13 protein-coding genes are annotated in these 11,378 nt (G+C 41.8%); 7 read left to right on the plus strand and 6 right to left on the minus strand.

Going from position 1 to position 11,378, the window contains the following annotated elements; translation table 11 throughout:
- Window positions 1-133 precede the first annotated feature (133 nt).
- The 7 genes from whiG to CH377_RS09975 all read left to right on the plus strand — a co-directional run bounded on the left by whiG (window position 134) and on the right by CH377_RS09975 (window position 6,650).
- Entirely contained in the window at window positions 134-934 is an 801-nt protein-coding gene (whiG, locus tag CH377_RS09945) for an RNA polymerase sigma factor WhiG (RefSeq protein WP_100709575.1), read from the plus strand.
- Window positions 935-1,091: 157 nt separating this feature from the next.
- A complete protein-coding gene (locus CH377_RS09950) occupies window positions 1,092-3,074 on the plus strand; it encodes a FapA family protein (protein ID WP_100723638.1) in 1,983 nt (660 codons plus the stop codon).
- 5 nt (window positions 3,075-3,079) lie between these two features.
- Window positions 3,080-3,445: a hypothetical protein gene (locus CH377_RS09955; RefSeq protein WP_100723639.1), complete on the plus strand. Its 366-nt coding sequence runs from the start codon at window positions 3,080-3,082 to the stop codon at window positions 3,443-3,445.
- Window positions 3,446-3,508: 63 nt separating this feature from the next.
- Complete coding sequence (locus CH377_RS09960) at window positions 3,509-4,717, plus strand: hypothetical protein (protein ID WP_100723640.1); 1,209 nt, start codon at window positions 3,509-3,511, stop codon at window positions 4,715-4,717.
- Window positions 4,717-4,998 carry a DUF370 domain-containing protein gene (locus tag CH377_RS09965; RefSeq protein ID WP_008597280.1) on the plus strand — a complete coding sequence of 94 codons (282 nt, stop codon included), beginning with the start codon at window positions 4,717-4,719 and terminating at the stop codon, window positions 4,996-4,998. The genes CH377_RS09960 and CH377_RS09965 overlap by 1 nt, the downstream gene beginning before the upstream one ends.
- Before the next feature lie 14 nt (window positions 4,999-5,012).
- Window positions 5,013-5,546, plus strand: coding sequence for a guanylate kinase (gmk, locus tag CH377_RS09970; RefSeq protein ID WP_100723641.1), 534 nt, complete (start codon window positions 5,013-5,015; stop codon window positions 5,544-5,546).
- Between the two features lie 69 nt (window positions 5,547-5,615).
- Window positions 5,616-6,650, plus strand: a complete 1,035-nt coding sequence (locus CH377_RS09975; RefSeq protein WP_100723642.1) for a DUF3089 domain-containing protein — start codon at window positions 5,616-5,618, stop codon at window positions 6,648-6,650.
- A 26-nt stretch (window positions 6,651-6,676) separates the two neighbouring features.
- Here the strand turns inward: CH377_RS09975 and CH377_RS09980 are convergent, their stop codons facing one another.
- The 6 genes from CH377_RS09980 to CH377_RS10005 form a co-directional block, all read right to left on the minus strand.
- Window positions 6,677-7,072, minus strand: a complete 396-nt coding sequence (locus tag CH377_RS09980) for a TOBE domain-containing protein (protein ID WP_100723643.1) — start codon at window positions 7,070-7,072, stop codon at window positions 6,677-6,679.
- 4 nt (window positions 7,073-7,076) lie between these two features.
- Entirely contained in the window at window positions 7,077-7,718 is a 642-nt protein-coding gene (locus CH377_RS09985) for a periplasmic-type flagellar collar protein FlbB (RefSeq protein ID WP_008592384.1), read from the minus strand.
- A 157-nt stretch (window positions 7,719-7,875) separates the two neighbouring features.
- On the minus strand, window positions 7,876-8,448 hold the full coding sequence (fliJ, locus tag CH377_RS09990) for a flagellar export protein FliJ (RefSeq protein ID WP_100723644.1): 573 nt from the start codon (window positions 8,446-8,448) through the stop codon (window positions 7,876-7,878).
- A 3-nt stretch (window positions 8,449-8,451) separates the two neighbouring features.
- A complete protein-coding gene (locus CH377_RS09995) occupies window positions 8,452-9,816 on the minus strand; it encodes a FliI/YscN family ATPase (protein ID WP_100723645.1) in 1,365 nt (454 codons plus the stop codon).
- A 199-nt stretch (window positions 9,817-10,015) separates the two neighbouring features.
- On the minus strand, window positions 10,016-10,939 hold the full coding sequence (fliH, locus tag CH377_RS10000; protein ID WP_008592071.1) for a flagellar assembly protein FliH: 924 nt from the start codon (window positions 10,937-10,939) through the stop codon (window positions 10,016-10,018).
- Between the two features lies 1 nt (window position 10,940).
- Window positions 10,941-11,378: FliG C-terminal domain-containing protein (locus tag CH377_RS10005; RefSeq protein ID WP_279628552.1), on the minus strand; the 438-nt coding region annotated here is incomplete at its 5' end.

The raw sequence follows: 11,378 nt of genomic DNA on the forward strand, positions 1-11,378 counted from the left end.
ATGCCCGATTTCCGCCCAGAAACCCAATGAGACAAAAAACTGCTTGATTTCCCGTTTTTGAGACAAAAAATGCTATTGCAAATCGGTTTGGTCCACGACACTCTTAAGCAGAGGACCAGCCCATTCCGTAGTTATGTCCAAACTTTTCGATAAATACAATAATACGGATGAAACCGAACTTTGGAAGTCCTATCGGGCTACTAAAGATCAAAATATTCGCAGTTATCTTGTAGAAAAATATTCTCCTCTCGTCAAACACGTGGCTGGTCGTATTGCGATCGGCATGCCTCAGAACGTTGAGTTCGATGATCTAGTTTCATACGGCGTGTTTGGTCTTTTAGATGCGATCGAAAAATTCGATCCAGATAGACAGATCAAATTTAAAACCTATGCAATGACTCGTATTAGAGGTTCTATCTTCGACGAACTTCGTTCCATCGACTGGATCCCTCGCTCTATTCGCCAAAAAGCGAAACAGTTGGAGCAAATTATCGGGATGCTCGAGAACAAAGAGGGCGCTCACGTAGAAGATGAGGCGATCGCAAAAGAAATGGGTATCTCCGTCGAGGAGTTCAACTCACTTCTTACTAAGATCAGCGGAACGTCACTCGTCTCTTTAAATGATATTTGGTTCCTTGGTGATGAGAACGACGAGGTTTCTTTCATGGAGACATTAGAATCTCCGATGAACATGAATCCGGATACCATCATCGAAAAAGAAGAGATCAAAAATGTGATCGTGGAAGCGATCAAAACACTTCCTGACAAAGAAAAAAAAGTAATCGTTCTTTATTATTACGAAGATCTAACATTAAAAGAGATCGGAGAAGTATTGGAAGTAACTGAGTCCAGGATTTCACAACTTCACACGAGAGCTGTAGCAAGACTTCGTAGTAAATTAGGAAAAGTGAAATCGGTTATTAGTAAGAAATAAAACGCGAAGCTCGGAACTTGCATCGCGTTCCTAAGGGTTGCGATGCAGGGGAAAGCTTTCCCCTGGCCTGAGCCAAGGTCTCAGGCCACCCCTTCTCCGGGGAATCCGATTTTCAAAACCCCGGACCCAATGACCCGGCTGCAAGGAGGAGTTTCTTTTGAGTCTTACATCCTTTCTAAAAGACCAATCCAAAGAACTAGACAAGCTCCAAAACGAGCAGGTAGAAGTTATAGCTCCTACATTGGAAAAATGTCTTCAATTGGCAGCATCTCATCTCAAAAGAAAATCACATGAACTGGACTATATCGTAATCAAACGCGGAAAGAAAAAACTTTTCGGCTCGGAACCTTGGCATATCAGAGCATCCATCCTTCCTGAAGATACTTTCTTAGATGAACTCTCAGAGTTAGACAAAAAACTCACAGGTGGATCTGGCAAATTAGTTTCCAAAGATCTAAAAGAGTTCTTACAACCTAAGGACAGAGATGGAAAAGCAGTCGTTCAAATTTTCAGAAACGGAACTTATCTTACAATCTATCCACCTTCAGGTGATGGAAAAGCAATCGAACTTTCGGAAGTTTCTCGCAGGTTATCTGTTCGAGGAATAAACGAAGTAGATGATAACCAGATCCGTAAGATTGTAAAAGAAACCAAGGGAGAACCGATCTATATTTCCAATATGAAACCTAGGCAGGGTGCCGAGGGTAAAATGGTATTGGATATTGCTCCAGATAAGATGAGAGCAAAGATCACTTTTATTCCTCCAAAACCGGGCGGAAGAGATCTTGAAGTAAAAGACGTTGTCAATTATCTCAAGAACGCAGGTATTAAATACGGAGTTAAAGAAGAAGAAATCCAAAAAAGATTAGAAGATGAATTCTATAACCAACCTTTCACTGCTGCAGAAGGTGATCCTCCTGTTAATGGAAAGAACGCTCAGGTTATCTATCATGTTCGTATTAGCAAGAAGGTAGTCTTCAGAGAAGATGAATCCGGAAAAGTTGACTATAAGGATATGGACCTGATCGAGAACGTTGTGGTAGGGCAACTTCTGGCGGAAAAGATTCCTGCAGAAAGAGGGAAATACGGTCGTACATTATTCAACGAACTTCTACCTGCAAAAGACGGTTTAGATACGGAACTCAAACAAGGAAAGGGCACGATCCTCTCCGAAGACAGAACCAAACTCACTGCGGAAGTGAATGGGCAAGTAGTCTATGCAAGTGGCAGGCTCTCTGTCGAAACGGTTTACAGAGTCAACGGCGATGTTGGAATTAAAACCGGTAACGTTACATTCTTAGGCTCAGTGATCATCACAGGAAACGTAGAAGACAATTACTCGGTCAAGGCCGCAGGAAACATCGAGATCTACGGCACCGTCCAAAAAGCAAATGTGGAAGCTGACGGAGATATTATTATCCGCCAAGGTGTTTCCGGAAGAGACGAGGCTCGTATTGAATCCACAGGCGGAAACGTAATCGCAAAGTTTATCCAGAACGCGACCGTAGTCACAGAAAAAGACGTCGTTGTGCAGGAAGGAATTCTTCACTGCTTTGTAAGCGCCGGTGGAAAAGTAATCTCTAATGGTAAGAGGGGACAGATTGTAGGAGGTACGATCCGTGCTTCCGATACGATTGCTGCAAAGGTCATTGGATCTTCTGCAAACCCTGCAACCGAACTTATAGTAGGAACAGATCCTAAGGTATTAAAACAGATCTCCGAATATGAAGAAAAACTGGCCGAAAACCAGGACAAGTTCGAACAGATCTCCAAAAGTCTTAAGACCCTCAAGGCAAGAAAGGAGAATGACCCTGCTTCTTTCACCCAAGACCATGAGCAACAGTTGGTTAAAACCAGCAAGGCTACCGAAAAACTGGAGATCCGGGTCCGAGAATACGAAAATGAGATCCAGAACCTCAAGGCATATATAGAAGAAAGAGCTGCAAACGGTAAGATCAGTGTCGAAAAGACCCTATTTGGTGGGGTTACCATCAAGATCAAAAGTGCCGACTTCAAGACCCGTAACGAGATCAAACATAAGACCTTTGTGGAAGAGAACGGGGTTATCCGACAATTGCCGTACCAAGATCCTGAACCGGATAAAAAAGACTGGAGAAAAAACAGATCTAGAGGAAAATAAAGGATATGAGGCTGAACGAACCTCTTTCCGGATACGGTGCTGCGAACGATCTGGTCCGAAGGACTATGGTGGAGAACCCACATACTCTTTCGAACGTAATCGCCCAAAACGAAAAATCGGTCCGAGAGTATTCTATAGATAAAAAGTATGCGGTGCAGATGTACACCGAGACTTTTTCTTTATCTCCGGAATATAGAGAAAGACTTCGTAACTCATACACCCAAAGGATCGGAGAAATAGAAAAGGAAATCCGTTCTTTTAAAGGGCCAAAACCCGAGGGTGGTAAGGAGAGAATTTTCTCCTATGATAAGAGCGGTAGAAAAACCGAAATTCGGACACCTACTCGTTCCACAGTGGACTATATAGCTTAATAAAAACATGCCGGCTTCCAGAGGAATGTTGTTGGAAATCTCCTCGAAAAGGACGCTTGTGCGATGGAACTATTCACAGTCCTATTCTTAAATATTATTATAGCCATAGGCTTGTACGTCGGTGTGTCCGCGCAAGTAACGAAGAGGATACGCTCTCATATGATCCGTCGTATCAATGAAGAGATCCGAACCCTCGTAGACGAGATCCAAACGGAAACCGAAAGCCAAATCGAACTTTTAAATTCCAAGATCCAAGCTTATAAAATTTTGGTACAACGTTCCGATTCTTTGGAGGATAAATACAAATCTATTCTCCAAAAATTAGAATCCCTTCCTGAAAGAATACTTTCCAATGAAGGGAAAAAAACAGAAAAACAGAATGTTTATTCCGAACCGATATTAGAATTCGAAACGGTAGAAGAAGAATTAGAAACTAGCGTTCCTTCTATCTTAACTCATCAAGAAGAGATCCAAATTTCCGATGAGGAAAAATTTAAGAACGAATATCTGACTCTAATTCGAGAAAAACAAAAAGAACTTAAAACTACTCCGACCGAATCATTAGAGAATAGAAAACAGGAACTTGCTGCAAAAGCAGGAGAGGGTGTAGGTAGACTTTATAGACAAAATCTAAGAGAAAATTATTCCCCAGAAAATCCAAAACCATTCCTGGATCCGGAGAAAAAAAATTCCCGAAAAGAAAATGCCTCTAATCCAGACGAAGAATCCGGGACTTTAGGGATTTTGAAAAACTTCGGCAAAACGATTAAGAACGTAATGGGTTGGAAAGATTCTCAAGAATTGATGTCTGAAATTTCTCCAACCAGAACTCCTCAGCCGATGTACAATCCAAGTTCTACATTTGATATTTCTTTGGATGGAGATCCATTTGAAGAAAATAAAATTGAATTTCCGGAAGATATTAGCGGAGGTTCTCTAAAGGCAGAACCTGATTATACACCTGAATTAGATCCTAAAAAAGCGAGTTCTAAATCCAAAAGAACAGACAATAAAATTCCAGTGGAAGAGAACTTCGGAAAGATCCTGGAAAGAAAAATGACGGGTTACGTTCCGCAAAAACAGGATTCCGTAAAAATTTCCTCCGAAACGGCGCTAAAAGACCTGGGAGAAGGGGCGAGTAAAATTGAGAAGGTAGTTTTCCTCTTGAAAAAAGGATACTCCCATGAGGAAATCTCCGAAGCCTTGGATCTCGCCACCGGTGAGGTGGACATTATAGAAAGATTTAGGTTGGAGAGAAATAGGAGGACCTAATGTCCCAATTTAGCGTCTTGAACGTTGGTTTTGGAAATATAGTTATGGTTTCCAAGATCGTAGGTATCATTCATTCGGATTCAGCATCTGCTAAAAGGATCCGAAACGAAGCCAAAAGTAATAACAGTTTGGTAGACGCGACTCAGGGAAAAAAGACCAGGTCCATCATAATCACTGACTCCAATCATTTGATCCTTTCCAACTTAAGAGTAGAAGCCCTCACAAGAAGGATAGAAAGTAGGGATAATTCTATCGCAGAAGAAGAGGAAGAAAAGGACTGAAATCTCCCAAACTAATCGTTCTATCCTCCGTAGCAGGAGGAGGCAAATCCACACTTATCCAAATGATCCGAGCCAAACACCCCGATTTGGCTTTTTCTGTTTCTTGTACTACGAGGACACCACGTCCCGGTGACAAGGAAGGAGTAACGTATTTTTTCTTAACCAAAGAAGAATTCGAATCCGGGATCGATAAGGGAGAGTTTTTAGAATGGGCCAAGGTCCATGATAATTATTACGGAACTCCCGCAATATTCGTAAACCGATGTATGTCAGCCGGCAAGTCAGTGATCATGGATCTGGATGTGCAGGGTGCCGCTCAAGTAAAACAAAAACTCGGAAAAGAAGCGATCACAATTTTTATACTTCCTCCGAATGAAGAAGAATGGGAAAAACGACTACGTGGAAGAGGAACCGATTCAGAGGAAAGTATTCTGAAACGTATTAAGAACGGAAAGGAAGAGTTGGCTCATAAAGATGAGTTCGATCATATTATAGTGAACGATAAACTGGAGCATGCACTCTCTCGTTTGGAAGAAATTTTATTTTAAGAATTTCTGTAAAATATGGAAACCTGAACTATTCATTGCTTTCTTATTCTGAGCCAAGGATCGAATAATATGAAATTCTTACATACTTCCATTTTTATTTCCGTAATAGCTCTTTTTAGTTTTCAATGTATGTTTCTTATCAAACCAAGAAAGGATTTTGAGGAGAGTAAAAATTTAATTTCACCTGATTATTCTAAGTCCGAATTTTGGGCCGCACTTCCTGATAAAAAGGATAATGCAGATCTTGTTCCTGAAAATTCAGGTTTAAAAGAAAATCAATCTTTAGCGGAAGCGGATACTTTTTACATCCATCCAACTACCTTACTTCTTCGTCCTAAATATTGGAACGGAGATTTAAAGGATGAAAGTTTAAACGAAAGAACTGATAAACATCCGATCAAAACCCAAGCAAGTGCATTCAATGAATGTTGTAAGGTCTACGCTCCCAGATATAGACAAGCTGCATTTTTTGTTTTTACAAAAGATGCTCCTGAAGGAGAGGCTGCATTAGATTTTGCATTTCAAGATGTGAAAGCTTCCTTTTTATATTATATGAAAAATTGGAATAAGGGTCGCCCTTATATCATCGCTTCTCATAGCCAGGGTACCAGACATTCTGTTCGTTTACTTAAGGAAGTGATTTCCACTAATCCGGAATATAAGAAAAGCCTAGTAGTAAGTTATTCTATTGGATTTCCTTTCAAACAAGAGGAGACGGGTTTGCCTGTTTGTTCAGGGCCTAAAGAGACAGGATGTGTAGTGGGTTGGAATTCCTATATTTGGGGAAATTCTCCAGGAAGATTATTGGACAGATATGGAAAAGAAACCGTTTGTGTGAATCCTTTAAGTTGGAAACACGATGAAGAAGTTTCTCCAAAGTCGGAAAATTTAGGAAGTGTGAACCGAAGTTTTGATCAACTACTCCCAGGAGTTGCGGACGCTAAATGTAATTCAGGAGTTTTATGGATCCACGAACCTGAGATATCCAGAACTCCCAATTTAGGAAAAGATGGGAATTTACATACTGGAGATTTTCATTTCTTCTACGCGAATATTAGAAAAAACGCAAAAGAAAGACTAGAAAGTTTCTTAAAGAAGAAGTAGAGGAAAACTCGGAACTCTGCGCGAAACTAATTCGTGCAGTAAGTCTGTTCTATCACGATGGACGGCATGTCCGTTCTTTTTCCATCCAACTCTAACTTTTTATTTTTCAGATAAAACCCACAGACTTCTACATAAGAACCAACGGATACTCTATTCATTAAACTGTAATCGTCAGAATCCAAAACTACAGGTTTTCCGGAGAAGTGGACCACGAATCGGATGGAATTTCCTTTGTATAATACGTGGGTTACCGTTCCGGCAACTCGGACAGTTTCCCCGACGGCTTTTCCCGGGTTATTGACTAACTCTTCGCCAGAAACGTATTTTGGTTTTGCAGGAGCGGAAGTCTTTTTGCTTTTTGAGTAACTTGATCCAGTAGAAATTACTAATATTGAAAGAAATAAAATCGTTTTCTTTTTCATAATTTTAAAGTTCTTCCGACTCGGAATTGGATTCAGGAGCCTTGATCACATCTGACCTGGACAACCATTTGTTCGTAATATTCGCCCTGCGCTCTGCAGGGAACAAGGTGAGAAGATAGGTGGTGATTGTTTGTCTACCGTCCTGTTCCGCGTCCTTGTCCATTTGAATGAATACGTCTATGATGTCTTTGTCCGGCCAATTGGTAAGCATCTGCACTGCGTTATCAGGAGGCATATTTGCCACCTTCTCCGCCATAACCTTAACCAATTTCCCTCTACTATTCCTTTCGGATTCGGAAGACTTGAGTTCGTTCTCCTTGGAAGTAAGACCTCGTTTGAGTTCCTCGATTTTCTCAAGTTCCGCTTCCAGACGCTCTTTTTCTTTTTTGAGTTCTTCTTCTTTTTGGGAGATCTCGTCTCTATCCTTAGCGAGTCTTTCCATTTCTTTGCGGAATTCCAACTTCTCTAATTCGGAAGGGGATTCGGAGTCCGCATTTACGAGTCCCGGTTCTGTTCTTAAAAAAGGAAAAATTTCGGCAGCGTCTATGATCTGAAAATAATGAAACGCAAAAAATCCGATCAACACTAGGAAGAAGATCAGAAGTACTAGATATACTGCTCTTGCTTTGTCGGTTAAACTTGCCACTTTTTATACCCGGATGTCCAGCCTGGAGCCTGAAATTCTTTCTTCCAATGCTCCTGCCTTGTTTTCTAAATTCGAAATTTTATCTTGGAGATTTACCATGCTCCCGATTAAAGGATCGGAAGATTCTACCGTTTTTCGTACTTCTAAAAAGGGGAGATCACTTTTTATAACGCTCGTAAAGTTTTCTGAGTTCAGAAAGTCCCGCATCTTCTGTACCGGTGCGCTCGACGCCTCCCGTATCATAGGTAAATACTTTCGGATCCCGTTTAGATCTATCATCCCCATAAATTTCCTCCCTAGTTTTCCTATAAAGATCTGCTAAAAATTGCTCTTCTGCCTGGATTTTTTCCGCTTTTCTATAGGAGTGCATATACTCTTTGAAGCGGTTTTCTTTTAGAAGTTCCAGTACCTTCTTCTCTTTTCTTGCCTCTGAGACTTCCGTTCTTTTTTTCTCAACAGGCTCATCGAAAGAACGTATTTCATTCTCTAACTCGGTATTTCGAGTTAGAAGTTGTCTCATGTAAGTTTGTAAATATGAATATTCTCTTAGATCTGTGCTTCCCGACAGTGTGGTAGAAGATAAAGAATGTATCCTTGCGTCATTGGAATCTATTTCCGATTGACGTTGATTGACTTCTGCCACGAGTTCAGAAAGTTCTTTGAGTTTTTGGTCCTCTTTAATCTTCTTCAAACGAAGTACCGGTTCGAGTCTGAATTGGAATCTTTTCATAGATTAAAATTCCTCTTCTTCTCTTTCTTCTTTTAAGATATCTCTTAAGCCGCTGACTGTTTGTGGGAAAAGACTTCTTTCCATAAGCCTTTGTTTTAGATAAGAATCTATCTTATCTTTTTTACGGATGGCAAGATCCACTTTTGGATCGGATCCTCTTACATATGCATTCAATAAGATCAATTCTTCCACTGAATTATAAGTGGAGATCAATTCTCTGATCATACCAGCTCTCATGAACTGGTCTTCCTCTACTATAGATTGCATTACCCTGGAGAGTGAAGCTGGGACATCGATTGCAGGATAATGGTTTCTTTCCGCCATTTTGCGAGAAAGAATAATATGACCGTCTATATAACCTCGGACTGCATCCGCGATAGGATCTTCCATCTCGTCTGTGTCCGTTAGGATCGTATAAAATCCGGTGATACTTCCCCCAGATTTAGAAGTACCTGAACGTTCTACAAGTTTTGCTAATTTAGTAAAAACAGATGAACTAAATCCCCTAGTGATCGGAGGTTCGTGGTTAGAGACTGAAATTTCCCTATTTGCATGTGCAAATCTGGTTAAGGAGTCCATCATTAAGTTTACATGAAGTCCTTGTTCTCTGAAATATTCCGCAACGGAAGTGGCGAGTAGGGCACAGTTTACCTGTTCCATCTTAGGTGCGTCGGAGGTTGCGGCAAATACTACAGATCTTGCGAGACCTTCTTTCCCTAGGTCTCTCTCTAAAAATTCGTTCACCTCTCTACCTCGTTCCCCAACGAGTGCGATCACGTTTACATCTGCGTTGGTAAACCTTGCGATCATACCGAGTAAGCTGGACTTTCCTACACCTGATCCGGAGAAGATCCCTAATCTTTGTCCTCTACCTACTGTTAAAATTCCGTCTATGGCCCTTACGCCTGTAAGTAGAATGTCCCGGATCACTGGTCTATCCAGTGGATTGATACTTTCTCCCTCGGGAGATTTTTCTTCGGAAGTGATGATGAGTCCTTTTTTGTCAATTGGACGTCCTACACCGTTCAGTACCCGGCCTAGTAATTCTCTTCCCACAGGAACATTCAAACTTCTTCCTGAAGAAAACACGAAAGCATCAGGATATACTCCTTCTACAGGGCCGAGAGGCATCAGCGTATATACATGATTTTCGAAACCGACGATCTCGCATTGCAGGTAACCTTCTGTTCCTGCCTTTTGGACTTCCATGATCTCTCCGATTTTGGAGTCAGGAGGTCCTTCTGAATAAATTACGTTTCCGGAAACACGAACGACTCTTCCGGATTTGCGGATAGTCTCCGTGCGGTCCAAGATCAGGAAATACTTGGAGATGACGTCTACCTTTTCGTGAAACTTCTTCTCTATCATGATCTTAGCTCTTTAGATACCGGATACTGTCCCTGGGATTTTGCCCGGAGTCAAGTGATAATGAGAATATAACTGAATTATGTCACATTTGGAAGAAGAGCGAAGTTTGTCGAAGTGCCTACAAAGAAAACCCCCCTGACCCGACCGCCTATGATTTCGGCGGCCGGGTAGGAGACTAAGTTTGGACGTGAATGTTAGATTAGATCGGCTCCGCATTTCGAATTGCTTCTTCGATTTCTTTGAGCTGAGTGGAGATCCTTGCATCGATAGCTCCAACATCTGTTTCGATGATGACCCCGCCTCTGTCGACGCGAGAGTCTTCGTAGATATTGACCTTGCGAAGAGATTCCATAAGTTTAATAAGTTCGTCTTTGTGGGCAGTGGTGATTTCCAAGTCTGCAAAGTTGACTCGGATATCCACACGGTCTCTGTCCTTGATACGTTTCAGGGCTTCTCTAATATTATTGAGTACGATTTCTTTACGTTCAATGATCTCGTCTTTGATGATCTTACGTGCGATGATCAGGATCATCTCCACCATCTGCTTCTCGGAAGCTTGGATGAGTTCCGCACGAATATCGATTGCTTTACCGACGATGGTTCCTAAGCGGTCGATTAGGCGTCGGACTTCTCCTTGTCCTTTTCTGAAACCTACTTCTCGTCCTGCTTCGAATCCTTTTAGATAAGCCTCATGTTCGATCTCTGCCGTTTTCATCTCGGCTTCTTTGATCATTCTTTCGGCTTCCATCTTGGCTCTTTCCAAGATCTGTTCCGCTTTGGCTTTACCTGAATCCTCTTCGAGTTTGATCTTCTCTTTGGAATCCTGGATCATTTGGAAGGCTTTTTTACGGCCCTCTTCCTCGATCTCCTCCGACTTGCGGCGGGAGTCCTCGAGCATTGTTTTGATATTTTCTTCCGTTTCTTCTTTGTAACGGTTGAGCTCTGCCTCGATCTCTTCGATAGAAGGGCCTTGGTATTGCTCTATAATATTTCCTTCTTGGTCGACTTCGAACTCTTCTGCGTCTTCGTCCCTATGGAATTTTTTATATTTATCCGGAATCTGTAGCTCGACCTGGTCTTGCATGTCGGCGATCTGGATAGGTTTGAAGACGAGCTTTGCCATATTAGTTCTTTCTCCGGAACTTGATTCTTCCTGATTCTACGGATTCCTTAAAAATTTCAAGTAGTCCGTTCTGAGCGGTTTCAATCTCTGCGAGGGAAACCGGGCCCATAGAATCTTCTTCCAATCGGATGGAGGAGGCGAGACTTGGGTCCAACCTTTCCAATAAGACCTGTTTCGTTTCCGGTTCCGTGCCTTTGAAAGCAGTCGCGGTCACGATTGGATGGATCTCTCCCATAAACTTGTTTAGGGCTTCACGGCTTAGATCCATCAGGTCTTCCATTCGGAAGAAATGCTTATTAATATTTTCGGCAAACGATTGGCTCTTTTCGCGTATCCTGGAGAATAATTTCTGGGAATCTTGGGGGTCCAATTTGCCCAAAAGTTCCGCTGCCCTCTTACCATTAGAGATTACTTTTCCACCGGCGCTTACAAAGCAGTG

Source organism: Leptospira haakeii (assembly GCF_002812045.1).
In the GTDB taxonomy this organism is placed as follows: Bacteria; Spirochaetota; Leptospiria; order Leptospirales; family Leptospiraceae; genus Leptospira_B; species Leptospira_B haakeii.